Annotated in this window: 19 protein-coding genes; 11 read left to right on the forward strand and 8 right to left on the reverse strand. The window is 70.5% G+C overall.

Annotation, left to right across the window (positions count from 1 at the left end; translation table 11 throughout):
* Nucleotides 1–612: 612 nt before the first annotated feature.
* The 3 genes from ACFC79_RS04120 to ACFC79_RS04130 all read right to left on the reverse strand — a co-directional run bounded on the left by ACFC79_RS04120 (nt 613) and on the right by ACFC79_RS04130 (nt 3,767).
* Nucleotides 613–1,566 (reverse strand): 3-oxoacyl-ACP reductase, encoded by a 954-nt coding sequence (locus ACFC79_RS04120; RefSeq protein ID WP_376234943.1) that lies wholly within the window; start codon nt 1,564–1,566, stop codon nt 613–615.
* Between the two features lie 124 nt (nt 1,567–1,690).
* Nucleotides 1,691–2,767 (reverse strand): Zn-dependent alcohol dehydrogenase, encoded by a 1,077-nt coding sequence (locus ACFC79_RS04125; protein WP_376234945.1) that lies wholly within the window; start codon nt 2,765–2,767, stop codon nt 1,691–1,693.
* Nucleotides 2,768–2,894: 127 nt separating this feature from the next.
* The gene (locus ACFC79_RS04130) at nt 2,895–3,767 is read right to left on the reverse strand and encodes a MaoC/PaaZ C-terminal domain-containing protein (RefSeq protein WP_376234947.1); all 873 of its coding nucleotides are present in this window, start codon (nt 3,765–3,767) and stop codon (nt 2,895–2,897) included.
* A 560-nt stretch (nt 3,768–4,327) separates the two neighbouring features.
* Here ACFC79_RS04130 and ACFC79_RS04135 point away from each other — a divergent pair.
* The 7 genes from ACFC79_RS04135 (at nt 4,328) to ACFC79_RS04165 (ending at nt 11,827) form a co-directional block, all read left to right on the forward strand.
* On the forward strand, nt 4,328–5,248 hold the full coding sequence (locus ACFC79_RS04135; protein ID WP_376235782.1) for an ABC transporter ATP-binding protein: 921 nt from the start codon (nt 4,328–4,330) through the stop codon (nt 5,246–5,248).
* Nucleotides 5,248–5,970 (forward strand): ABC transporter permease, encoded by a 723-nt coding sequence (locus ACFC79_RS04140; protein ID WP_376234950.1) that lies wholly within the window; start codon nt 5,248–5,250, stop codon nt 5,968–5,970. The genes ACFC79_RS04135 and ACFC79_RS04140 overlap by 1 nt, the downstream gene beginning before the upstream one ends.
* A gap of 11 nt (nt 5,971–5,981) precedes the next feature.
* Nucleotides 5,982–7,382, forward strand: coding sequence for a sensor histidine kinase (locus ACFC79_RS04145; RefSeq protein ID WP_376234952.1), 1,401 nt, complete (start codon nt 5,982–5,984; stop codon nt 7,380–7,382).
* Nucleotides 7,383–7,606: 224 nt separating this feature from the next.
* Nucleotides 7,607–8,041, forward strand: coding sequence for a hypothetical protein (locus ACFC79_RS04150; RefSeq protein WP_376234954.1), 435 nt, complete (start codon nt 7,607–7,609; stop codon nt 8,039–8,041).
* Between the two features lie 20 nt (nt 8,042–8,061).
* On the forward strand, nt 8,062–10,404 hold the full coding sequence (locus ACFC79_RS04155) for a hypothetical protein (RefSeq protein ID WP_376234956.1): 2,343 nt from the start codon (nt 8,062–8,064) through the stop codon (nt 10,402–10,404).
* Nucleotides 10,405–10,483: 79 nt separating this feature from the next.
* A complete protein-coding gene (locus ACFC79_RS04160; protein ID WP_376234958.1) occupies nt 10,484–11,107 on the forward strand; it encodes a hypothetical protein in 624 nt (207 codons plus the stop codon).
* An 87-nt stretch (nt 11,108–11,194) separates the two neighbouring features.
* Complete coding sequence (locus ACFC79_RS04165) at nt 11,195–11,827, forward strand: response regulator (protein ID WP_376235785.1); 633 nt, start codon at nt 11,195–11,197, stop codon at nt 11,825–11,827.
* A 19-nt stretch (nt 11,828–11,846) separates the two neighbouring features.
* On the opposite strand, the gene ACFC79_RS04170 is transcribed toward ACFC79_RS04165, so the two are convergent.
* On the reverse strand, nt 11,847–13,268 hold the full coding sequence (locus tag ACFC79_RS04170; RefSeq protein WP_376234960.1) for an MFS transporter: 1,422 nt from the start codon (nt 13,266–13,268) through the stop codon (nt 11,847–11,849).
* Nucleotides 13,269–13,807: 539 nt separating this feature from the next.
* On the opposite strand from ACFC79_RS04170, the gene ACFC79_RS04175 reads away from it, so the two are divergent.
* From ACFC79_RS04175 to ACFC79_RS04185, 3 genes are all read left to right on the forward strand, one after another.
* Entirely contained in the window at nt 13,808–14,434 is a 627-nt protein-coding gene (locus tag ACFC79_RS04175) for a sporulation delaying protein family toxin (protein WP_376234962.1), read from the forward strand.
* Between the two features lie 102 nt (nt 14,435–14,536).
* On the forward strand, nt 14,537–15,130 hold the full coding sequence (locus tag ACFC79_RS04180; protein WP_376234965.1) for an SdpA family antimicrobial peptide system protein: 594 nt from the start codon (nt 14,537–14,539) through the stop codon (nt 15,128–15,130).
* Complete coding sequence (locus tag ACFC79_RS04185; protein ID WP_376234967.1) at nt 15,124–16,149, forward strand: sporulation-delaying protein SdpB family protein; 1,026 nt, start codon at nt 15,124–15,126, stop codon at nt 16,147–16,149. Before ACFC79_RS04180 ends, ACFC79_RS04185 begins: the two co-directional genes overlap by 7 nt.
* Before the next feature lie 143 nt (nt 16,150–16,292).
* Here the strand turns inward: ACFC79_RS04185 and ACFC79_RS04190 are convergent, their stop codons facing one another.
* Together ACFC79_RS04190 and ACFC79_RS04195 are read right to left on the reverse strand one after the other, a co-directional pair.
* Complete coding sequence (locus ACFC79_RS04190) at nt 16,293–17,501, reverse strand: lipid-transfer protein (RefSeq protein WP_376234970.1); 1,209 nt, start codon at nt 17,499–17,501, stop codon at nt 16,293–16,295.
* 93 nt (nt 17,502–17,594) lie between these two features.
* On the reverse strand, nt 17,595–19,772 hold the full coding sequence (locus ACFC79_RS04195) for an acyl-CoA dehydrogenase (RefSeq protein ID WP_376234972.1): 2,178 nt from the start codon (nt 19,770–19,772) through the stop codon (nt 17,595–17,597).
* Between the two features lie 766 nt (nt 19,773–20,538).
* Between ACFC79_RS04195 and ACFC79_RS04200 the strand changes: the two genes are divergently transcribed.
* Nucleotides 20,539–22,401: an MFS transporter gene (locus tag ACFC79_RS04200; RefSeq protein ID WP_376234974.1), complete on the forward strand. Its 1,863-nt coding sequence runs from the start codon at nt 20,539–20,541 to the stop codon at nt 22,399–22,401.
* Nucleotides 22,402–22,433: 32 nt separating this feature from the next.
* On the opposite strand, the gene pepE is transcribed toward ACFC79_RS04200, so the two are convergent.
* Both pepE and ACFC79_RS04210 read right to left on the reverse strand, forming a co-directional pair.
* On the reverse strand, nt 22,434–23,162 hold the full coding sequence (pepE, locus tag ACFC79_RS04205) for a dipeptidase PepE (RefSeq protein WP_376234976.1): 729 nt from the start codon (nt 23,160–23,162) through the stop codon (nt 22,434–22,436).
* Between the two features lie 116 nt (nt 23,163–23,278).
* Nucleotides 23,279–24,115 carry an IclR family transcriptional regulator gene (locus ACFC79_RS04210; protein ID WP_376234978.1) on the reverse strand — a complete coding sequence of 279 codons (837 nt, stop codon included), beginning with the start codon at nt 24,113–24,115 and terminating at the stop codon, nt 23,279–23,281.
* Between the last annotated feature and the right edge of the window lie 94 nt (nt 24,116–24,209).

A 24,209-nucleotide genomic window follows, 5' to 3' on the forward strand; every position in this document is an offset into this window, starting at 1 on the left:
ACCGACGCTCCACGTCGCCTCCCTCCTCCGCCTTGGATTCGAAGCCGCATGACGCCGCTCGCTGATCCACTCCCTATTGCTCCCCAGGTCGTAAGATTTCGGCCCTGGGCCACGCAACCGCGCCGACGGTCGCCGGAGGTGACCGTGTCCTGTTGCGGTGGCGTGATCGGCCCTGGTGACACTCACACGCAAGCGATCACGACGGGGTGACTTCCCACATGTCTGAAGCCCGCACCGACACGACCCGCACGCGCCCGCTGGGGGCGGACGCGGAACGGGCCGAAGCCGGCGGCTCCGGAAAGCACCGAGGGGGTGTGTCGACGGACGACACGGCAGCACAGCCGCACGGCCGCCACCGCCGCCCCTCCGAGGGGGACAGCCGGGCGGCCTGACCGCACGGATACGACAACGAGGGACGGGTGGGCCCCGGGAGCCGATCGGCTTCCGGGGCCCACCCGTTCACCGCCCGGGTCCGATCCCGGCGGCGGTCCCGGCCGGCCCGGTCCGACCCGAGCGTTCAACCGCAACACGACGTTCACCGGCCGGTCCGTTTCACCGGGCTGCCCCGTTCACCACACGGTCGTGGCCGGCCCGCCCGCCGGAGGGTCGCAATCAGCCCCGTTTCAGGCCGAGTATCTCCGTCGCCGCGAAGGTCTCGTTCGGCGGGCGGTCCGCGTAGTACGGGGAGAGCACCTCGTCCAGCTCGTCGAACGAGAACGTCTCCTTCGCCGAGTCGAACTTCGCGGCCACCCTGGGGCGTTCGACGACCGCGACCATTCCGCCGTGCACCACGAGCAGCTGCCCGTTGACCCCGGCGGCCGCCGGGGAGGCGAGGTAGCCGACCAGCGGCGCGACGTGCTCGGGGGCGAGCGGGTCGAGCCTGCCGTCCTCCGGCTTCCGGAAGCCCGCGAAGACGTCCTCGGTCATCCGGGTGCGGGCGCGTGGGCAGATGACGTTGGCGGTGACGCCGTACTTGGCCAGGGCGAGAGCCGTGGACGTGGTGAGACCGACGATGCCGCCCTTGGCCGCCGCGTAGTTCGGCTGGCCCGCCGAACCGGCCAGGAACGCCTCGGAGGCACTGTTGACGATCCGGCCGTGAACCGGGCCGCCGGACTCCTTGGAACGCGCGCGCCAGTGGGCAGCGGCGAAGTGCATGGTGTTGAAGTGGCCCTTGAGGTGGACCCGGATGACGGAGTCCCACTCGTCCTCGGTCATCGAGAAAATCATCCGGTCACGCAGGATGCCCGCGTTGTTGACCAGGATGTCGAGTTTTCCGTAGGTGGTGACGGCGAGTTCCACCAGGGAGCGGGCCTGGTCCTGGTCGGAGACGTCGCCGAGGTGCGCGATCGCCCGGCCGCCCGCCGTACGGATCTCGTCGACGACCCCCTGGGCGGGCGCCATTGACGCCTCGCCGGAGCCGTCGCGGCCGGGCTGCCCGTAGTCGTTGACGACCACGGACGCACCGAGCCTGGCCAGTTCCAGCGCCTCGACGCGTCCGAGGCCGCGGCCCGCGCCCGTGACGATCGCGCACAGGCCGTCCAGGGGAAGTGACTGGGAAGGTGTCATCGGATTCTCGGAGCCTCTCGGGAGGGAACGGGGCGGGTGTCCGACAAGGACGGCGGGCCCGGTCCGCGGCGGGTGGCGGACGGGGACAACGGGTCCGGTCCGCGGCGGGTGGCGGGCCGGGGCATCAGATCTCGACGCAGGTGCGCAGCGACGTGCCGGTGCGCATCTGGTCGAGTGCGTCGTTGATGTCGTCCAGCCGGACCCGGTGGGTGATCATCGATTCGAGGTCGATGCGGCCGGCCCGCCAGAGCGCGATGGCCCGTTCGTAGGAGCGGAGCACGTCGCCGCCGCCGTACATGGAGGGCAGGATGCGCTTCTCGTCGAAGAACAGCTCGAACATGTTGACCTGGAAGTTGTCGTCCATCGCGCCCGCGCCGACGATGCACAGGGTGCCCCCGCGCCGGGTGTTCTCGTACGCCGTGCGGGCCGTGGCGGACTTGCCGACGACCTCGAAGACGTAGTCGAAGCCCTCGCCCGCGGTGATCCGTCGTCCGGCGTCGGCGAACTCCTCGGGCGACACGGCCTCGGTCGCGCCGAACCGGAGCGCCGCCTCGCGCCGGGAGGCGACCGGGTCCACGGCGACGATCTGGGCCGCGCCCTGCACCCGGGCGCCCTGGACGGTCGAGATGCCGACGCCACCGCAGCCGATCACGGCGACCGACGAACCGGCTTCCACCCGGGCGGTGTTGATGGCAGCGCCCAGCCCCGTGGTCACCCCGCAGCCGATCAGGGCGGCGATCTCGAACGGGACGTCGTCGGGGATCGGCACCGCGCAGCCCGCGCCGACGACGACCTCCTCGGTGAAGGTGCCGGTACCGGCGAAGCCGAAGACGTCCCCGCCGGCACGCCTGAAGTTGGGGGTGCCCGCGTTCATGAACCCGGCGAGGCAGAGCTGGGTCTGGCCGCGCTTGCAGGACGGGCACGCACCGCAGGCCGGCAGCCAGCAGACCAGCACCCGGTCGCCCGCGCTCAGCCCGGTGACGCCGTCGCCGACGTCGATGACCTCGCCCGCGCCCTCGTGGCCCGGGACGAACGGGGCGGGCTGCGGCAGCACCCCGTTCATCGCGGAGACGTCGGAGTGGCACAGCCCGGTGGCCCGGATGCGGAGCCGGACCTTTCCCGGACCGAAGCCCACGGCCTCGACGTCGTCGAGCACCTCCAGTTCGTCCTTGCCTATTTCGTGCAGTACGGCTGCGCGCATGGTGCGGGCTCCCCTCGTGGGACCGTGTCGTGGGCCCGGTGTGCTGGGCCGGTGGATCGCTCGCAATCGACGGAATCGCCGGAACGGGTCGGAGTCGCCGGTGCCGGTCACGGCACCTGGAATGGATTCAGGAGTGTTCGACGAAGGTGTCGCCGAGCACCGGTGCGTCGTCCCGCTCGACGGCGCTCACCTCGACCCGGACGTGGCCCTCGCCGGTCCACATCCGGATGCGCAGGGTCTCGCCGGGAAGGACGATCCCGGCGAACCGGGTGCGGTAGGAGCGGATACGGCTCACCTCGCCGCCGAGCACCGTGTCCGTGACGGCCTTGAGCGTCATCCCGTAGGTGCACAGCCCGTGCAGGATCGGCCGGTCGAATCCGGCCCGCGCCGCGAACTCGGGGTCGGCGTGGAGCGGGTTCCAGTCCCCGGAGAGGCGGTACAGCAACGCCTGGTCGGGGCGGATCGGGCGCTCCACGACATGGTCCGGGGCGGCGGCCGGGTACGCGGTCCGCCCGGAGGGGCCGCGCTCACCGCCGAAGCCGCCCTCGCCGCGGACGTAGATCTGGGAGTCGTTGGTCCACAGCGGGCCCTCGTCGTCCGCGGCCTCGGTGCGCAGCACCAGAACCGCCGCCTTGCCCTTGTCGTACACCGCCGCGACCTTCGAGGTCTGCACGGCGTCGCCCTTCACCGGGATCGGCCGGTGCACCGTGACCCCCTGCCCGCCGTGCAGGACGGCGGCGAGGTCGATGTCGACGCCGGGGGACGCGAGCCCGCCGGCCATCCCCGTGCCCGCGCCCGCGACCGTGGCGAAGGAGGGCAGCACCTGGAGCCTGGACTCCAGGGTGTAGCGCAGCTCGCCGGGGTCGGTGGCGGCGTCGGCCCGGCCGGGGACGGTGCCCGCGCCGATGCCCAGGTGATAGAGCTGGACGTCCTTGTGGTCCCAGGCGATCCGGGTGGAGCGGGGTTCGGCGGCGACTGCCTTTTCGGCATCAATGGGCATGAGGAAGCTGCTCCTTGATGGTGGGAGACCTCGGCGCGACCGTCCGCACCGTCGACCGCGCCGAGGTCGTGCGGGATCGGCCGCGACGCCCGTCCACCACCCCTCCCCGGCGACGTTCGCCGGTCACGACACCGGTGCCGTGACCGGCCTCGTCCGCGACGGGGCGAAGCCCGCCGGGAGGGGCACCCGTGCCGCGACGGGCCATGTCCGCCCCAGCACTAGAACGTGTTCCAGCCGATGACCCATGTATAACGCAGCCCCGGATCGTTGTGAAGACGTTCGCTGACGATCCGTCAGATTCATGCCGGGGCCGTCCCGTCGGCCATGACATTTGTCATCGCGATGTCCGTACACCTGCCTCTGCCGGGCCGGACGACGCCCTCCGTAGTGTCGTTGCCATGACAGGGACAACGGGGAACGGAACGGCGGGGCCGACGGCACCGGCGAAAGCGCCGGGGCGTCCGGCGGCGGGGCAGTCGACAACAGGAACGGGATCGGGCACGGGAACGGGCACGGAGCCGACGGCCGGGCGGGCGGGCGACGCGGGGAACACGGCCGCGGTGGTCCTCTCCTCGGTCGTCAAGTGCTTCGGCCGCGCCGGGCGGACCGTACGGGCCGCGGACGGGATCGACCTGTCCGTCGGGCGCGGCGAGACCGTGGCCCTGCTCGGCCGCAACGGCGCGGGCAAGTCCACCACCATCGGCCTGTTGCTGGGGCTGGACGAGCCGGACTCCGGGAGCGTGCGAGTGCTGGGCCGCACACCGGAGCAGGCGGTACGCGCCGGTCTGGTCGGCGCCATGCTCCAGGACGGACGGCCCATTCAGCGGGTCACCGTCCGTGAGCTGATCGCGTTCGTCGCCTCGACCTACCCGCGGCCGATGCCGGTGGCCGAGGCACTCTCGCTCGCGGGGCTCACCGACTTCGCGAACCGGCGCGTCGACAAGCTCTCCGGCGGCCAGACCCAACGCGTCCGCTTCGCCGTCGCCCTGGCCGGCAGCCCGGAACTCATCGTTCTGGACGAGCCGACCGCCGCCCTGGACGTGGAGGCGCGCCGGACGTTCTGGGACTCGATGCGGGCCTATGCCCGGCGCGGCAACACCGTCCTGTTCTCCACCCACTACCTGGAGGAGGCGGACGGGAACGCCGACCGGATCGTCGTCGTCGACCGGGGACGCGTCGTCGCGAACGGCACCGGCGCCGAGATCAGGGCCTCGGCCGGGCACTCCCTGGTCGCCTTCGACCTGGCGGGCCGGCCGGCCGAGGGATTGGAACGGCTGCCGGGGGTCGTCACCGTCGAGGTGTCCGGGGACCGGGCACGGCTGTACACGGACGACTCGGACGCCACGGTCGTGGAGCTGGCCCGGCTCGGCGCGATCCGCGGCCTCCAGGTGTCCCGGGCCACGCTGGAGGACGCGTTCCTCGCGCTCACGGCGCACGCCGACGCGGCATCCGTCACCGCTCGCGAGGAAGGGGCCGTCTGATGTTCGCCTATGTCGTACTGGAGGTGCGCAGAACCCTGCGCGACGGCTTCTTCCTGATCTTCGGGACCGGGATGCCGGTGATGATGTACCTGCTCTTCACCAACATCGGCGGGGGCGACGGTGCCGACGGCTGGAAGACGACCTCGATGGTCGGCATCGCCGCGTACGGTGCACTGAGTTCCGCCATGTCGATCGGCACCGGTGTGGCGTCCGACCGGACGCTCGGCTGGCTCCGGCAACTGCGTGTCACACCGCTCGCCCCGTCGCACGCGGTGGTGGGACGGACAATCAGCGGTTCGGTGACCGTCCTGCCGACGATCCTCACGGTGTTGCTGGCGGGTGGACTGGTCAACGGGGTGCGACTGGACGTGTGGCAGTGGGTGGCGCTGACGCTGCTGCTGTGGATCGGCGCACTGCCGTTCACCCTGCTCGGCCTCGGCAACGGCTACCGGCTCACCCCGCAGGGCACCGGAGCGGTCAACATGGCCTGCCTGATGGGCTTCGCGATCGTCGGCGGACTGTGGTTCCCGCTGGAGCTGCTGCCCGGGTGGCTGCGTTCCTTCGGCGTGTTCACCCCCGCCCACCGGTTCGCCGACCTGGGCTGGGCGGTCACCGAGGGACACGCGCCCGGCGCGGGCACGATCGCCGTGCTCTGCGCGTGGCTGCTGCTGTTCGGCGCGTACGGGGTGGTCTCGTACCGTCGGTCCGCGAGGACCATGTGACGGGAGTGAACATGCCCAGGTACCGAACGGCGGGGGCCGGGGCCGTCCCGCGGACGGACGCGGAGGCGGGCACCGGGGCCGACACGGGTGCTCGCCCCGGTGCGGACGGGGGCGAGTGCGCCGGTGCGGATGAAGGCGCGTACCCCGGTGCGGATGAAGGCGCGTACCCCGGTGCTGACGGGGGCGCGTGCCCGCCGCCGGGTCCGCGGTGGGGACGGCGCGGGCGACGCGGGGACCGACGGCCCGGCCCGCCCGGCCCGTACACCCTGCTGCCCTGGCTGCTGCTGGGCCTGGGCTCCTTCTCCAACCTCTTCCAGGGCGACGCTCCCAACCCGTGGCTCGGCGGTCTCGGGCTGTTCGCCTTCAACTCCCTCTACGTCTCCGTCGTGTTCCGGGGCTTCGACAAGCGGAAGCGCGAGAGTCCGGTGTCGTACGCGCTGCTCGCCGCGATGGCCGCCGTCACCTTCGCGCTGGCGATCGGTTACGGCGGCAGCTGGCTGCTGTTCTTCCCGCTGCTCTCGCTGGCCTGCGGCACCATCCTGCGCCACTGGTCGCTCGCCGTCGGTCTGCTCTCGCTCGCCGCGGCGGCCACCACCATCGCCGTGTGGCACGGGAACAACTCCTCCGATCCGTGGACCATCGGCTACGGCACCTTCATCTCCGGTGCGGTGACCTCCGCGATCCTCAGACTGGCGGAAACGGTGACGGAACTGCGGGCCACCCGGCAGGAACTTGCCCGCAGCGCCGTGGAGAAGGAACGGCTGCGGTTCTCCCGCGACCTGCACGACCTGCTGGGCCACACGTTGTCCGTGATCGTGGTCAAGTCGGAGGCCGCACGCCGGATCGCGCCGCGCGACATGAACGAGGCACTCGCCCAGGTCGCCGACATCGAGTCCGTCGGCCGGCAGGCGCTGACCGAGATCCGCGAGGCCGTCACCGGCTACCGCGAGGGAAGCCTGGCCACCGAGCTGGACCGGGCCCGGTCGGCACTGACCGCCGCCCGAATCGCACCGACGGTGCGCCGCTCCGGACCACCGCTCGCCCCGCAGACGGAGGCGCTGCTGGGCTGGGTGGTACGGGAGGCGGTGACCAACGTCGTCCGCCATTCCCGCGCCACCGCCTGCTCGTTCGTGGTCGACGGCGGCCCGGAGCGGGTCCGGCTGACGGTCACGGACGACGGCACCGGCCCCGCCCCCGACACCCCGGCCGTGCCCGGTATCGGCGGCACCGGACTGACCGGCCTGACCGAACGCCTCGCGGCGGCGGGCGGCACGCTGGCGGCGGGGCCCAAGCCGGACGGCGGCTTCGTGGTCCGCGCGGAACTGCCGACGGACGGAACGGAGACCGCCCACGGGACCGACGAGGACACTTCCCACGAGGGGCCGGACCGGGTTCCCGGCACGACCCGGTAAGTGGGCGAGCCGTAGAACTCGCGTCACGGACCCGGCGCCCGGCAGAAAAGCCGGGGCGGGAGCCGCGCGTGCCCGGAATCGTGTTCACACGTTCGAGACCGATGCATCAAAAGCGCGGCATCCCCGGCCTCCCAGTGGTCAAAACGCCCAGATATCTTGGGTCATTGACGAACCCGTGGTCACGACAGTGGCGACACCCAGGGGGAAGGGAACGCGGAGAACTCGTGACGTTCAACGAGGAGTGGGCAGCACTTCGGGCGGAGTCGACGCAGCAGGTCAATATGAGACTCAACGGCGTTGGCAACGGAGAACGCGGACAAAGTGGGGCCAGTGACGCCGATCTGGCGGTAAATCAGGACAACTTGGGTGCCGTTGGGCATGAAGCGTACGAGTTGCACGCCCGGCTCTCCAAGGACGGCGACCACGCCCGTCCCTCGACGTTCGAGACGTCGCTCGCGTTGAGCAACGGAAACTTTTCGAGCGGATCGGCGCTGCTGAAGGTGCACGATCGGTGGAACACGCAGCTGAGGACGCTTCTGCATTCCTGTGCACAGATCTCGAATCATCTCGATTACAGCAAGGCGGCCCACGCCAAGGACGACGCCCAGATCTCCGGTGATCTGATTTCGGTCTCCAAGCTGAACGATTATCTGAAGTAGTACGTCGGGGGAACGTATACATGCTGAAGTTCGAGGACATCGTCGACGCGCCCGTGGGCAAGCTGAAAGCAGCTGCCCAGGACTGGTCCGAGATGGTCACCAAGCTTGAGCGCCTGGCCGAGGATGCCCGTGACGGCATGAAGGCGAAGGCCGAAAAGGCCGAGTGGGAGGGCGTCAATGCCGGGGTCACCAAGGCATTCATCAGGAAGACGGCCAAGGAGTTCGAGGACGCCGCGGCCGAGGCCAAGGGCGTCAAACAGATTCTCGATGATGCCCACACGTCCATCAAGAAGGCCAAGGACGACCTGATCCGCATCCGGGACGACGAGGCACCGGCAGCCGGCGTCCATGTCGACGCCAAGGGAAAGGTCAGGGCCCGGGACCCCATTTCGGAGATCCCCGCCGCACGGCACGATCCGGACTACTCCGAGCTCCTGCGCAAGGAGCAGGCCACCATCGAGGCGTGGCAGAAGAAGATCGACCTCATCGTCCACAACTGCAACGACACGGATGTCGCCTTCAAGAACGCTCTTGAGGCCAACGTCACCGATCGCCAGGACTTCAACGCGCCGAAATACACGAAGCTGATCCAGGAGGAGGCGGACCGGGCTGTCGCGTACGCGAAGAAGGGGCGCGACATCACACACACCGAGCTTCAGTCGTTCAATGAACTGCTTCGCGAGAACGCCGGTTCCCCGGAATTCGCGAAGACCTTCTACGAGAAGCTCGGACCCGAGAAGTCCCTCGCTTTCTTCGGTCAACTGTCAAAGGACACCTACCCGTACGGAAACCTCGACAAGGAGCGGCTCAAGGACGTCCAGGAGCTTCAGAAGAACCTGGGGCTCAACCTGGCCACCGCCTCCCACGACAAGGGATTCAGTGACAAGTGGGGCCCGGAACTTCGCAAACTGGGTACGCAGCACATCCCGCTGGCCAAGTACGACTTCCAGGGGCCCTTCGGCTACCAGTTGCTCGGCGGCATCATGCGGTACGGCAACTATGACGCGAAGTTCCTCAACCCGATCGCCGAACATGTGGCCCAACTGCACCAGAAGGATCCGTACCTGTTCGCCCAGAGCAAGAAGGCGAACATCTCGGACAAGAACCCGTTCAATCCCTCCGGCGTCAACGGTTCCGGCTACGACCCGACCATTTCCATGCTGGAGGCACTCGGGCACAGCCCCGATGCGGCAAAGCACTTCTTCGCCGATGCCCCGACGGCGTACAACGAGGACGGGTCCATCAACAAGGGCGCGACGGCCAACCTCGGCAAGAACGAGAAGGGCAACCCCTTCGAAAACTACCTCGACTTCTTCGGGAACGAGAAGTGGACGACGTTCGGGGACATCGACATATTCGGAGAGGAAGAGCAGAAGAAGGCGCTCGAATACATGCCGGACTCGCTGGGGCACGCTTTGGAGGCGGCGACTCTCGGCTATCCGTACGACAGCCCGCACGAGGGCGCCACTCGGGACGCGGGCAACGCCACGGTCATGCGCGAGGTCATGGAGAAGTACGGCAAGGACGACGGCCTGCCCAAAACGCACGCAGCGATGTCCGACAGCCTCGGGAACATGGCAGCCGGATATATCAGTGACATCAACTGGGGTCTGGACAAGAGCGATCCCGACAGCCCCTTCGCACCGGGCAAGGAATCGGCGGGCCGCATCGACTTCTCCGAAACGGAAGAAGGCGACGGGAGAATCGTCACACGCAAATTTCTCACCACCCTGGGTCATCACCCGGATGCATACGCGACGGTCTCCACCGCCGAGCAAATCCTCAGCTCCAGCATGCTGGAGCACCAAGTGGGCCCGGACGACCGGATCAACCAAGGTGGCGCGCGGGCAGTAGTGGGCACGGGTGCGGAGGTTCAGGGCTTGCTCGACCGGTCCCGTGCCGATCAGGTCGTGGCCTCGAAGATGAAGGAGCAAGAGGACTACGAAAAGGCCGTTGCATCACGATCCGGCTGGATCGAGTTCGGCACCGGTGTGGGCATAGCCGCAGGTGTCGCTTTTCTGCCGCCAGTCGCAGCGGCAGGTACGGCGGCGACACTCATCGGACTGGGGACCGATGCGGGCAGCGGGCTCGTGGAACAAGTGATCGGCGGTTTCATCGGGGACCTTTCCGACAAGTCCGTGGACGACCACAAGGAAGAGGTCGAACAACTCACTCGGGAAGAGAAGACCAACGTGTTCCGTGGCGGCGAGTCCATGGCCGAGGCACCCATGGAGAATTTCCTGAAAAGACATACCACTGCCACCGACTCCGATTTCCGTCAGGACCTGAAGGAATCCATGCTGATCGGATACGAGGTCGGAAACAGCCGCGCGGAGCAGCAGGGCAGCGCCCCGCAGACATAAGACTGATTCGGTGAAGAACGCGAGAAGGGTATGGCGCGTGAAGTCCGTTCGATCGCGACGCATTTGGGGTGCTGTCGGGATGATGGTGATCCTCGGCGTCAGTACGTCCGCCTGCGGCGAGGAGCCACCGGACCACTACGAGGCAGGACAGATATGCGAAGGGCTGTTCTCGGGGCCACTGGAGAAGACGATCGAATCCGTACTGGGTGCGAAATCCTTCGATTCGAACGGAAAGGGAGGAATGCAACGAGCCGTTGACGGATTGAAGAAAGCATACGAGTCGGGACACAACTGGGCACCCGGAGGCACGTTGTGCGAAATCAGTCCGCAAGGAATTGGAACGAAAAGCGATTCGAGAATCTATTTCGATATGTATATGCCACGGGACCTGGAAGACAAATATTCGAGCAAGAAGCGCTACTACCTCATGGGGAAGCGTGCCGCGGCATCCCCCCTGGGAGCATCCATCTACTATGAGTGCGTGAGCCCTCAGTTCGAGGGATCGAAGGAGCGTCCGATGCGCATCTACGGCAGCTTCGTTCGCGCGCAAGCATCACGGGAGAACAGGCCGGACTACGTGGATGAGAACATGCAAATCGCACATGCCGCATCCCTGGCCGTGGCCAAGAAGTTGCAGTGCGAGAACAACGGAGGACTGCCGGAGAAGCCGGTCCTGACGCCCTTCGTCCCGCCGAAGTCCTGATCGGCTGCCGCTCCGGTCTCGATGTCTGCGGTGTTGCCGAGCACCTCTCATCGGCCCGTCGGCCATACCCTGTTGCGCGTGAACGAGATGCCGCAGGACCACCGGCCCGCGAAGTGTGTACGCGTCCTCCTCGCCGAGGACCAGGGCATGATGCGGGGTGCTTTGGCCCTGCTGCTGGGTCTGGAGCCCGACATCGAGGTGGTGGCGCAGGTGGCCGCCGGGGACGAGATCGTGGGCGCGGCCCTGGCCTCCCGTCCGGACGTGGCGCTGCTGGACATCGAACTCCCGGGCCGCAGCGGTCTGGACGCCGCTGCGGACCTGCGCGAGGAGGTACCGGACTGCCGGGTGCTGATCCTGACCACGTTCGGCCGTCCCGGCTATCTGCGCCGGGCCATGGAGGCCGGGGCGGCGGGCTTCCTGGTCAAGGACGGCCCGGTCGAGGAACTCGCCTCCGCGATCCGCCGGGTGCTGAGCGGCGAGACCGTCGTCGACCCGGCCCTGGCCGCCGCCGCGCTCAGCGCGGGTCCGAGCCCGCTGACCGCACGGGAACGGGACGCGCTGAACGCCTCGGTGGACGGGGCGACGGTCGCCGACATCGCGGAGAAGCTGCATCTGTCCGAGTCGACGGTACGCAATTACCTGTCGTCCGCGATCGGCAAGACGGGCACCCGCAACCGGATGGAAGCGGTCCGGGCGGCCCGGCAGCAGGGCTGGCTCTGACGGGTCCGGGAACGACCGTTCACCGTGCGGCGGACCGACGGCCCGGAAGCCAGAGGGCCATCAGCAGCAGGCCGCCGAGCAGGACGGCGGTGGCCGTGCGGAACGCGAGCGCGTACCCGGCGGTGAGTTCCTCGGGTCCGGTGCCGCCCGCGGTGCGGGCCGCGGCGACGGTGGAGAGCATGGCGAGACCGAGCGCGCCGCCCATCGTGCGGGACGTGTTGACGAGACCGGAGACGAGACCGGCCTCGCCCGGTGCCACGCCCGAGATGGCGAGTGAGGCGAGCGGGGTGGACGCCAGGCCCGCACCGGCCATCATCAGGAGGCCGGGCAGGCAGATCGCGGTGAGGTACGAGCCGTCGGCGCTCATCGTGGACTGCCAGCCGAAGCCGGCGGCGGCGACGGCCGTACCGATGAGCGCCAGGTTCTTCGCGCCGACCCGGGCCATGATCCGGGGCGCGCACTTCGAACCGAGGACCACCGCCAACGACGTGGGGAGCAGGGCGAGTCCGGCCTTCAGCGGGGTGTAGCCCAGCACCGTCTGGGCGTACACGGTCATGAAGTACCACATCGCGAACGTGCTGGAGCCGATGACGAACATCGCCGCGTTCGCCGAGGTCACCGCCCGTGCCCGGAACACCCTGAGCGGCATCAGCGGCTCGGCCGACCCGGCCTCGACCGCGACGAAGACGATGAGCACGGCAACTCCGCCGAGCAGGGGCGTCAGGGTCCGTGCCGCCGTCCAGCCCGCCTGCTCGGTCTGCACGATGCCGTACGCGACGGCGGCAAGGCCCGCCGTCACCAGCAGCGCGCCGAGGAAGTCGATCCGTCGCCGTTCGCCCGACCGGCCTTCGGTGAGCCGGAGCGCGGAGCCGATCAGGACGAGCGCCCCGATGGGCACGTTGATCAGCAGGACCCATCGCCAGGAGAGCAGGTCGGTGAGCACGCCGCCGATCAGCCCGCCGGCCGCGCCGCCGCCCGCGCCGACGGCCATCCAGGTGCCGATCGCCTTTGTTCTTGCCGGTCCTTCGGGGAACACGGCGGTGAGCAGGGTGAGGGTGGCGGGGGCGAGCACGGCGGCGCCGAGCCCCTGTGCGGCGCGGGCGGCGAGTACCTGCCAGCCCTCCTGGGCGAGTCCGCCGGCCAGGGAGGCGGCGGTGAACAGTCCGAGGCCGGTGAGGAACATCCGCTTGCGGCCGTATATGTCGGCGGTACGGCCGCCGAGCAGCATGAAACCGGCGAACGCGATGGAGTAGGCGTTGAGCACCCACTGAAGCCCCGCGGTGCTCATGTCGAGGTCGATGCGCATGGACGGCAGGGCGACGTTGACGACGGACACGTCGAGCACGACGAGGAACTGACCGACGCAGGCGGCGAGCACCGTCGCCCAGGTGTGGTTGCCGTGCTGCTGCCGGGGGGACACGGGTGTCGTCACATTGGCCATGGTGTGCATCCTCGCAGCCGCCCCTCGACCGTGCGGCGGCAGACGGACCCGGCGCGGACCGAGGGCGAACCGGGCGGCGGGTTCGTGATCACGGCGAGCCACCGGTGGGCGCACCGGAATCGACGGGTTCCACCGGCGTCTCGTCCTCGGCCCGCACGACAGGACGGCGACCGGTTCGTCGGTGCGCGGTGGCCCGTCCACCGACGGGCGTCGACCGTGTCGGGACGACGGGACGCCCTCGCCACAGCGGTGACGGAGGCGGGGTGCCGACCCCGACCGAATTCCGGCCGCAGGCTATATATAGCCCACCGCATTGATGACAAATCACCCCCCAGCAAGAGCAAATCCCTGACAACAAGCTTGAGTTGAGTGACGGGTCCGGATGTGGCGACTCGGCAGACTTTGGCTGAAACACATCGCTGCCGACTCAGAAGCACCTTGTCCTGACGTCACATCAGCCACCAGGATTGCGCCGTCTCGCACAAGACCAACACAACCTCTCCCGACAGGAATCACCCGTGAAGCACTATGGGTGAATTGTGAGCATTGTTGCGGCTGCGGCGGTGACCGGCGCTGCGGCGTTCACGACGGTCGGCAGCGCGAACGCGGCACCCGCGCACGTGAACACCAAGGCTGTGAGCGCCGGTTCGGAATCGGCGGAGCAGTCGGAACTCTCGGCGGTCGAGGACGGCCACCAGCTCTTCGCCGGACTCTTCTTCGGCCAGGGGCCGGTGGCCCAGAAGCTCGCAGCCGACGGACGTCTCAACGGCGTCGAGCCAGGTGTGAACGACACCCCCGAGGCCATCCGCGCCGTGGCGACCGTGATCAAGAAGATAGAGCTGAGATCCCCCGGTGTCTTCGCCGACTTCTCGGCCAAGGCGCGCAGCGGCGACCCCAGACTCGTGGACCAGGCCATGACCTCCGTCTCCCGGCTGCTGGTCGACGCCTCCGACTCGGACGGAACGACCCCCAGCGAGTCGGGAACCTGCGCGGTCCTGGTGGTGACCGTGGCGGTGGCGGCGGCGGCCATGGCCGTGGCGACCGTGGGCTTCTTCGTCAACGCCGCCGCCGTCATCAATGTGGTGGTGAAGAGCAGGGCACCGATGGACAGCTTGTCGAGGGATGAACTCGTGGCGGAGCTGACCGGAGTACTGAAGACCGTCTGACCGAGCGAACCACGTCCACGAGCACTGCTGGCTTCGGGTACCGGCGCGCCGTCGGCCGGACCCGGAGCCGGCGTGTACGGAACCCTTGGAGAGACGAACAGTATGTGGTGGAAGGATTACCCGCACGGGGCGAACGGCGGTATCACCGTGTCCGCCCGGCACACGGTGGAGGTACCCCGGGCGTGGATCACCGGGGCCGCCGTTCTGTGCGTCGTCGTCGCCCTGTACGTGGCTCAGACGCAGTTGCCGAAGAACGTTCTGTCCCTGCCCGGCCAGAAGGCCGTCAAGCCCGTCGCGGTCACCGTCACGCCGCAGGGCTGGGCCTTCTTCACGAAGTCGGCGCGCAGCCCGGAGTTCGAGCCCTTCCGCTGGAACGGCTCCACCTGGGCGAGCGCCTCGCTCGGCCGCCACTCCGAGCACGGCTTCGACCGGGTCTCGCGCTCCCAGGGCATCGAGACCGCGCTGCTGCTCCACGAGGCGCGCAAGGCCACCCGTACCGCCTGCGAGCTGAGCCCGGTCCAGGAGTGTCTGAAGAAGACCCGGGCGGCCACCGCGGTCACCAACAGGACACCGGAGCCGACCCTGTGCGGGCGGATAGCGGTGGTCGAGCAGAAACCCACCCCGTGGGCCTGGCGCGACCTGGTGCCCGCCACTCGCACCGCGGAGACCGCCACCCTGCTGGACGTCTCGTGCTGAGGCCGGTCCCCGTTCCCTGGACCAACGTGTACGGGCTGACCCGCACCCTTCTCGCGCTGGGCACCATGGGCACCCTGGCGTTCAGCAGTACGGGAACCCTCTTCCGTCCCGTGGCGACACAGGGCGACTACCCCATCTGCGCCGGTCCGATGCGGGCAGGTGTGTTCTGTCTGGCGCCGGAGAACGGCCTGACCGCGACCCGATGGCTGTGTGTTCTCGTCCTCCTCGTCGTGGCCTGCGGATGGCGTCCCAGATGGACCGCGCTTCCGCATGCCTGGGTGTCCTTCAGCGTCTTCTCCGAAATCGCCATCGCCGACGGCGGCGACCAGGTCACCGTGGTCCTTTCCTCGCTGCTCGCCCTCACCGCGCTCGGCGATCCCCGGCGCTGGCACTGGCGGCCGCTCCCGGAGGGGGCCGCGTCGGGCCGTCCCGGGGCCGTGCTCCTGGGGGCGACGGGACTGGTGCTCGTGCGACTCCAGATGTCGTTCCTCTACTTCCAGTCGTGTGTCGCCAAGCTGCCGCACGCGGAATGGGCCGATGGCACCGCGATGTGGTACTGGGGACACAGCCTCTCGTTCGGCGCGCCCGGCCCGCTCCAGCCCCTGGTCGACCCGGTGCTCGCATCCCCCTTGGGTGTCGCGCTGCTCACCTGGGTTCCCCTGGTGATCGAGATCGGTCTCGCCGCGAGCCTGTTGCTCGCGCAGCGCTGGCGCTGGCGCCTGTTCGCCGCAGGGTTTCTCTTCCATCTCTCCATCGCCGTGATGATGGGTCTGTGGAGTTTCGCCCTGGCCATGATCGGCGGTCTGGTGGTGCTCTGCTTCCCGCTCGGCGCGCATCTGAACGTCACCGTGCCCGGGGCCGTCCGCGGACTGCTCCGACGGGACACCGCCGTCCCGGGCCCCGTGACGGGCAGGGGCGACGGCGCGGAACCGGATGCGGCGGGTGCGCGGGGGCCCGCACGGGACGCCTCCTCCTCGCGTCCCGCGGAACTGTCGGCACCGGCCGGTTCCGACCGCTAGGGGCGAGCCCCGCGCGTGCACGGTCCCGCTGCCGGACGATCGAGGGCGGGACCGACGTCGGCGCCGGCGTCGGGTGGCGCCCGCGGAACGGCGGCGCGCACCGGCCCGGCGAGGCGTGCGCGGCCGAGGGGCGTGCGGGCGGCCTACCGCCGCAGCAGCGTCACCACCGCCGCTCCGCCGAGTCCGATGTTGTGGGCGAGACCGGTCCGGGCGTCCTTCACCTGACGCTCCCCCGCCTCCCCCCTGAGCTGCCAGGTGAGTTCGGCGGCCTGGGCGAGGCCGGTGGCGCCGAGCGGGTGGCCCTTGGAGATCAGTCCGCCGGACGGGTTGACCACCCACCGGCCGCCGTAGGTGGTGGCCCCGGACTCGACGAGCTTCCCGGACTCGCCCTCGCCGCACAGCCCGAGCGCCTCGTAGGTGAGGAGTTCGTTGATGGAGAAGCAGTCGTGCAGCTCGATGACGTCGAGGTCGGAGGCACAGAGCCCGGACGCCTCGTACACCTGCCGTGCGGCGGCCCGCGACATCGGCTGTCCGACCGCGTCGATGCAGGTGCCGGAGGCGAAGGAGTCCTCGGTGTCGGTGGTCATGGCCTGGGCGACGATCTCGACCGCCCGGTCGCCGAGACCGTGGTCCTCGACGAAGCGTTCCGAGACGACGACGACGGCGGCCGAGCCGTCGGAGGTGGGCGAGCACTGGAGCTTGGTGAGCGGGCGGTGGACGGTCCGCGCGGCGAGGATCTCGTCGACCGTGTACGGGTCCTGGAACTGGGCGTACGGGTTGTTCGCCGAGTGCCGGTGGTTCTTCGCGCCGACCGCGGCGAGCTGTGCCTCGGTCGTCCCGTACCGGTCCATGTGCTCGCGGGCCGCGTTGCCGAAGATCTGGGCGGTGGGCGGGCTCGCCTCGAAGCCGTGGGCGGCGGCCATGACCCCGTAGTGGCGGGCGACGGGCGACGTCCTGAAGTCCGACGCGCCGCCGTCGGCGCCGCCCCCGCCGAGCGAGCCGCGCGCCATCTTCTCGAAGCCGAGCGCGAGGACGCAGTCGCTCGTACCGCCCTCGACGAACTGACGGGCCATCATGAGAGCGGTGGAGCCGGTGGCGCAGTTGTTGTTGACGTTGTAGACGGGTATGCCGGTCAGGCCGAGTCCGTACACGGCCCGCTGCCCGGCGGTGGACGGCTGGAAGCAGTAGCCGACGGCGGCCTGCCGCACCCGTGCGTAGTCGATCCCGGCGTCGGCGAGGGCGGCCGTCCCGGCCTCCTTCGCCATGTCCCAGTACTGCCAGTCGCGGGTCTCGGGTTTCTCGAACCGCGTCATCCCGACACCGACGATGTACGCCCTGGTGGATGCCTTCATGGCCGGATTCCTTCCGTTGCTTCGGTCGTGCGGAGGCCGGTCACCCGGCAGGTCCTCCGTCACCCGGCAGGTCCTCAGTCGCCCGGCAGGTCCTCAGTCGCGCGGGAGGCCGAGGATGCGTTCGGCGACGACGTTGAGCTGCACCTGGGTGGTGCCGCCCGCGATGGTCAGGCAGCGGGACATCAGGAAGCCGTGCACGGCCCGCTCGGCGGCTCCCTCGGCGGTGGCTCCGGCGGGGCCGAGGAGTTCGAGGGCGAGTTCGGCGACCTTCTGCTGATGGGTGGTCTGGACGAGCTTGCGCACGGAGGCCCCCGCACCGGGTTCGAGGCCGGACACCTGGCGCAGGGTGGTCCGCAGGGAGATGCAGGCGAGTGCGTGGGCCTCGGCGGCGAGGGCGCCGATCCGGGCCCGGTGGGTGCCGTCGAGTTCACCGGCGCGGGCGATCAGCGCCTCCAGGCCGGTGCCGAAGGTCAACTGGTCGGCCATGTGGACGCGTTCGTTGCCGAGGGTGTTGCGGGCGACCCGCCAGCCTTCGTCGGCCGCGCCGACGAGCGCGTCCTCGGGCAGCAGGACGTCGTCGAGGAACACCTCGTTGAAGAGGGAGTCCCCGGTGATCTCCCGCAACGGGCGGATGTCGATGCCCTCGGTGTTCTTCATGTCGACGAGGAAGTACCCGATCCCCCGGTGCTTGGGCGCGTCCGGATCGGTCCTGGCCAGCAGGATGCCGTGGTCGGCCGTCCGGGCGGCGCTCGTCCACACCTTCTGGCCGTTGATCCGCCATCCCTTCCCGGTGCGCTCCGCCCGCGTCCGGAGCGAGGCGAGGTCGGAACCCGCGCCCGGTTCGGAGAACAGCTGGCACCAGGAGAGTTCGCCGCGCAGGGTGGGCAGCAGGTAGCGCTCCTGCTGCTCGGGCGATCCGTGGGCGATGAGCGAGGGAATCACCCAGGTGGCGATCCCGAGATCGCTCAGCCGCACGTCCTGGTCCTTCAACTCTTGCTGTACGGCGAGTTGTTGCAGGGGTCCGGCGCCCAGACCGTACGGGGCGGGGAGGTGCGGGGCGGCGTATCCGGTGGGGGCGAGGACGCGGCGGGCCTCCTTCGGGTCGAGGCCGCGGGCGGCGGCGACGGCCTCGCGCGCCGCGTCGCGGTGGGCGGCGGCCTCGGCGGGGAGTTCGAGGGCGAGTTCGCGGCGCGCCCCGGCCTCGGCGAGCCGTACGGCCCGCAGCCGGTGGGCGTCCCCGGCGCCCAGCAGTTGCCGGACGGCCACGGCACGGCGCAGATACAGGTGGGCGTCGTGCTCCCAGGTGAAGCCGATGCCGCCGAGGATCTGAATGCAGTCCTTGGCGCAGCCGTGCGCGGCGTCGAGGGCGTCCGACGCGGCGAGCGCGGCGGCCAGGGAGCGCGCGTCCGGGTCCGGTTCCCCAGCGGCTCTGGCCGCGTCCCATACCAGGGCACGGGCCCGCTCGACCCGGACGAGCATGTCGGCGCAGAGGTGTTTGACGGCCTGGAACTGTCCGATGGGGCGGCCGAACTGTTCGCGCGCCTTGGCGTGTTCGACGGCGGTGTCGAGCGCCCGGGAGGCGATGCCGCACGCCTCGGCGCACAGGAGGACTGCGGCCAGGTCGCGGACGTGCGCGCTGTCGGCCCGTACCAGGCGCCGCGCGGGGACGAGGACGCCGTCGGCGCGGATCTCGGCAGTGGGCCGGGTCGGGTCGGTGCCGCGGTGACTTCGGGCCGTCAGCCCTTCGGCGGTGGCATCGACGGCGAACCAGAGGGTGCCGGTGGCGGATTCGGCGGGGAGCAGGAGCAGGTCGGCCTGGGCGCCGGAGAGTACGGGCGGGGCCGTGCCGTCGAGCAGGTGGCCGTCGCCGTGTTCCACGGCGGTGAGGGTGCCCGTGCCGAGGGCGACGGCACCGATGCGTGCGCCGGACGCCAGCTCGCGCAGCGTCTCCTCGGCGCCCGCCGCGTGCAGTACTGCGGAGGCGAGGGCGCTCGCGAGGTACGGGCCGGGCAGCCCGGCCCGGCCGGTCTCCTCCAGGACCACGGCCAGGTCGAGGAGCCCGCCTCCCCCGCCGCCGCACTCCTCGGGCAGGTGGACGGAGAGGAGCCCCTGCTCCGCGAACCCGTCCCAGTAGCCGGGGCGCGGGGCGGGGCCTGCGGGGGCCTCTGCGTCGAGGAGCCTGCGCGCCTCCTCGGGCGGCACGGCGCGGGCCAGCCGGCCCTGTACGGCCCGCGCCAACCCCCTGTGTTCTTCGGTGATTCCGATGCCCATGCGGATCCTCGTCGGTCGCAGCCACTGGAACGGGCGCAAGAGTAGAACACGTTTCAATCTGACGGAAGGTCAGGAAGCCGTCGATGCGACAGCGATCACCCCCTGCCCGGCCGCTGCCCACCCCCTGCCCGGCCGCTGCCTGGTGACGGCACACACGTGCCCCGCCCCCGGACGGGGGACGGGGCACGGGCGGGGCCGGGGATCGGCTCCCCCGGCCCGCACGGTCACGGTGTCGGCTCAGATGTGGACCTGACCGGAGGGTGCGGTGCCCGCGGCGGGGGTGCCCCGCTCGATCCAGCCGCCCGCGTCGCCGTGGGCCCCCTGCTCCACGCGGCCCTTTCCGCGCCGAGCCCCCGGAGCACGCACCGCATCCCGGGCAGCGGTTCGCAGGGGCTCTCCCCCGATCGCGCACCGGCGGATCGGGCGAAGCCTCACGGCCTGGAGAGCGATGGGGCGCGGGCTCCCCCTTGCTCCTCGAGTCGCCACCCCGCCGGACGTCGCCCCGACCCCGCACCCGCCTCGTCCATGCGCCCAACTCCCCGCACCCACAGCTCACTTCAGGCCAATTGGGCGGGCTGTCGCCCTCGCGCGCCGTTCACCGGAATACCTCACCCCCGGGGGCGGTTTCGGCATGCACGCACCTACGACCTCGCCCACCGTCCTTGCCGGGTGGGGTCGTTGACGGTCGGTGCCGCCCACCGACGCGGACGCACGCCGCGCCCGCCCCCTCGCTCTCGTTCGACGACGCCGCCCGGAGGCCGCACGCATGCCAGAGACGACGAACGGACAGCACACCGGGGAACTCCCCGGTCCACGGACGCGCGGCGCGGGCGGCGGGGTCGTCCCCGTGCTCGCCTTCGCGGGCATCACCGTCGCGGTGATGCAGACCCTGCTCGTCCCCGTCATCAAGGATCTGCCCACCCTTCTGCGCACCGACCCGTCCGATGCCACCTGGGTGATGACCGCGACCCTGCTCGCGGGGGCCGTGGCCACACCGATCATGGGGCGGCTCGGCGACCTCCACGGCAAGCGGAAGATGCTGCTCGCCTCGCTCGCCGTCATGGTGGCCGGCTCCCTGATATGCGGCTTCACCGACGACCTTGTGATCATGATCGTGGGACGCGCGCTCCAGGGCTTCGCCATGGGCGCCATCCCGCTGGGCATCGGCATCATGCGCGACGAACTGCCCCCGGAGCGGATGGGGTCGGCGATGGCGCTGATGAGCTCCTCGATCGGGGTGGGCGGCGGTCTCGCGCTGCCCGCCGCCGCGCTGGTCGCCCAGCACTTCGACTGGCACACCCTGTTCTTCGGTGCGGCCGGTCTCGGCGTGCTGTCGATGGCGCTCACCGTCCTCGCCGTGCCGGAGACCTCGCTGCGCGCCCCGGGCCGGTTCGACCTCGCCGGAGCGCTCGGCCTCTCGATCGGCCTGGTCTGCCTGCTGCTGCCCGTCACCAAGGGCAGCGACTGGGGCTGGACCTCGCCCACCACGCTCGGCCTGGCCGCCGCCGCACTGCTGATCCTGGTGCTGTGGGGCCTCTTCGAGCTGCGCAGCCCGGCCCCGCTGGTCGATCTGCGGACCACGGTCCGGCGCGAGGTGCTGCTCACCAACCTCGCCTCGATCATGGTCGGGGTCGCCTTCTACGCCGTGTCGCTGGTCCTTCCGCAACTGCTCCAGCTGCCGACGGCCACCGGGTACGGCCTCGGGCAGTCGATGGTGGTCGCCGGGCTGTGCGTGGCGCCGCTCGGGCTGACGATGATGCTCGTGGCCCCGCTGTACGCCCGGCTCTCCGCCCGTCGGGGCCCCAAGGTGTCGCTGATGGCCGGGATGCTGGTCATCGCGGTCGGCTACGGGGCGGGGCTCGGGCTGATGAGCTCCGCCTGGCAGACGGTGGTGATCGCGGTGCTGATCGGGGCCGGTATCGGACTCGCGTACTCCTCGCTGCCCGCGCTGATCATCGGGGCCGTCGATCCGTCCGAGACGGGGGCGGCCAACGGCCTGAACGCCCTGATGCGGTCGATCGGCACCTCGGTGTCGAGTGCCGTGATCGGCATGGTGCTGGCGAACACCTCGGTGCGGACGGGCGGGGTGCCGGTGCCGTCGATGGAGGGTTTCCGGATCTCGTTCCTGATCGCGATGGGCGCGGTGGCGGGCGGGCTGGTGCTTGCCGCGTTCCTGCCGTCGCGGCGCGAGGCCGTGCGCCCGACGCTGCTGGCGAGCAGCGAGGACGAGGCCCCGGCCCCGGTGCCGTCCGCCTCCCGCCCGGTCGCGGGCTCGGGCGGCTTCCGGGGCCGGGTGCTGGCCGAGGGCGGCACCCCGGTGGCCCGCGCCAACGTCACGCTGATCGACCGTCACGGCAGGCAGGCCGGGCTCGCCGTCGCGGACGGGGAGGGCCGCTATGCGCTGTCCGCCCCGTCCGCCGGGACGTACGTACTCGCCGGGTCGGCCACCGGGTACGCACCGCGCGCCCGCTCCGTGACCTACCCGGGCGACGGGCTGCCGGTCGACACCGATCTGGTGCTGACGGCCTGGGGAGCACGAGGGAGCGGGCTCCCGACGCCCCGCGACTCCGCCCTCGCCCCCTCCTCCGCCTCCGCCTCCGATCCGAAGCCGCATGACACCGCTCGCTGATCCACCCCGCCGGTGCCCCCAGGTCGTTGCCGTCAGCGCGCCGGAGCGTCGAACCGCGGTGTCGTCGTGAGCAGATGGGAGACGTCCGACCCGGCGGGGAGCTCCTGCGGCTCGGCGCCGCGCACGAACAGCCGGGCGGGGCGGGCGCCCTCCACCCGGGCCCGGCGTCCGTCGACCCGCAGCCACGTCCCCTCACGCAGGCCGAGCACCGGCACGTCGTTCTCCTCCAGGAACTCGGTGAGCCGCTCCTCGCGGGTCTCGCCCTTGTGGGTGCTCTCCGGGTCCGGGTCGAGGTAGTGCGGGTTGATCTGGAACGGGACCAGTCCGAGCGTCTCGAAGGACGGCGGCTGGACGATGGGCATGTCGTTGGTGGTGCGCAGGGTGGGGGCCGCCATGTTCGTGCCCGCGCTGGCGCCCATGTACGGCAGTCCGTCGCGCACCGCTTCCATGACGGCGTCCCGCAGACCGGTCCGGTACAGGGCACTCAGCAGCCGGAAGGAGTTGCCGCCGCCGATGAACACGGCGTCGGACGCGGCGAGTTCGGCGACCGGATCGGCGTTCTCGTGGACTCCGCGGACGGTGATGCCGGACGGGGCGAGGGCGTCGCGGACGCGTGCGGTGTACGCGGCGTGGTCGGCGAGCGCGTACGGCACGAAGGCGAGCCGGGCGCCGGAGGGCAGGAACGCGGTGACGGTGTCGAGGGCGTGTTCCAGGTAACCACGGCCGTACTGGGTGGAGTTGGAGAGCAGGAGCAGATTCACGGGGTTCCTAATTCGTGTGTAGGCGGTTCATCGGGGCGGCGCCGTGCCCCGGGACACGAGGCGGCCTCGGGAGGTACGGGGGCGGGGCCGCGGGCGGCCCGAAGGCGCCCGGGACATCAGGTGGCGGTACGGGGGCGGCGGGTGCGCGGCTTGGGGCGCTGCGGGGGCTGGGTGAGCCGCCGCTCCAGCAACCGGGCGGCGTGGCGCAGGGGTTCGAGCCGGTCCTCGGGCGCTTCCCCGAAGAGCTCCTCGGCGCCGCCGAGGCTGAGGCTCCCGTACGGTTCGCGGCCGAGGAAGACCGGGACGGCGACGGTCGCGATCCCGGTGTCGTACTCGCCGACCGTCCAGGCGTAGCCCTGGGAGCGGATCTTGAGGAACTCCTCCTCCAGCAGGTCCGGGTCGGTGACCGTCCGGTCGGTGAAGCGGGCCATCGGGCGGCCCCGGAAGAGCCGGTGGCGCTGCTCGTCGGGCAGGTACGCGTAGTACGACTTGCTGGTGGCCCCGGCGTGCGCCGGGTAGAGCTCGCCGACCAGGGGGTAGTAGCGCAGCGGGCCGGCCACGCCCTCCTCGGCGGCGACGCACCGCATGTGGAAGCTGTCCGGAAGGCAGAACAGCACGGTGTCGCCGGTGACCCGGCGCAGTTCCTCCAGCACCGGCCCGGCCAGCAGTTCCAGTGATCCGGAACGCTCCCAGAGCCTGCCCAGGCGCAGCACGGCGGGCCCGATGCGGTAGCGGCGGGTGACCGGGTCGGAGACGAGGAAGCCGCGCCCGGCGAGAGTGGCGAGCAGCCGCTGGGCCACCGAGGTGTCCCAGCCGAACTCCTCGGCGACCTCCGTGACGCCCCAGTCGGGCCGGGTCCGTTCGAAGGCGAGCAGGACCAGGAGTGCCCGGTCGACGGTTTGCAGCGCCCCGGCGGGGGTGCGCCGGTCGAGATCGAACTCTGCCATCGTCATCTCACCATTCAGACCTGAATTGCAAATAACGGGAAACCATTGCGTTCAACGCTATCCGATCCCGAATGTTGCCTGAACACCCCGCCCCGCCCTC

The organism is Streptomyces sp. NPDC056061 (genome assembly GCF_042266885.1).
Taxonomy (GTDB): Bacteria; Actinomycetota; Actinomycetes; order Streptomycetales; family Streptomycetaceae; genus Streptomyces.

Coding starts and splice junctions, on each gene's coding strand:
- ACFC79_RS04125 (WP_376234945.1), bottom strand. CDS start 2,767: ATGCGCGCAGCCGTACTGCACGAAATAGGCAAGGACGAACTGGAGGTG.
- ACFC79_RS04200 (WP_376234974.1), top strand. CDS start 20,539: ATGCCAGAGACGACGAACGGACAGCACACCGGGGAACTCCCCGGTCCA.
- ACFC79_RS04195 (WP_376234972.1), bottom strand. CDS start 19,772: ATGGGCATCGGAATCACCGAAGAACACAGGGGGTTGGCGCGGGCCGTA.
- ACFC79_RS04130 (WP_376234947.1), bottom strand. CDS start 3,767: ATGCCCATTGATGCCGAAAAGGCAGTCGCCGCCGAACCCCGCTCCACC.
- ACFC79_RS04165 (WP_376235785.1), top strand. CDS start 11,195: ATGCCGCAGGACCACCGGCCCGCGAAGTGTGTACGCGTCCTCCTCGCC.
- ACFC79_RS04155 (WP_376234956.1), top strand. CDS start 8,062: ATGCTGAAGTTCGAGGACATCGTCGACGCGCCCGTGGGCAAGCTGAAA.
- ACFC79_RS04145 (WP_376234952.1), top strand. CDS start 5,982: ATGCCCAGGTACCGAACGGCGGGGGCCGGGGCCGTCCCGCGGACGGAC.
- ACFC79_RS04160 (WP_376234958.1), top strand. CDS start 10,484: ATGATGGTGATCCTCGGCGTCAGTACGTCCGCCTGCGGCGAGGAGCCA.
- ACFC79_RS04120 (WP_376234943.1), bottom strand. CDS start 1,566: ATGACACCTTCCCAGTCACTTCCCCTGGACGGCCTGTGCGCGATCGTC.
- ACFC79_RS04180 (WP_376234965.1), top strand. CDS start 14,537: ATGTGGTGGAAGGATTACCCGCACGGGGCGAACGGCGGTATCACCGTG.
- ACFC79_RS04190 (WP_376234970.1), bottom strand. CDS start 17,501: ATGAAGGCATCCACCAGGGCGTACATCGTCGGTGTCGGGATGACGCGG.
- ACFC79_RS04140 (WP_376234950.1), top strand. CDS start 5,248: ATGTTCGCCTATGTCGTACTGGAGGTGCGCAGAACCCTGCGCGACGGC.
- ACFC79_RS04170 (WP_376234960.1), bottom strand. CDS start 13,268: ATGGCCAATGTGACGACACCCGTGTCCCCCCGGCAGCAGCACGGCAAC.
- ACFC79_RS04210 (WP_376234978.1), bottom strand. CDS start 24,115: ATGACGATGGCAGAGTTCGATCTCGACCGGCGCACCCCCGCCGGGGCG.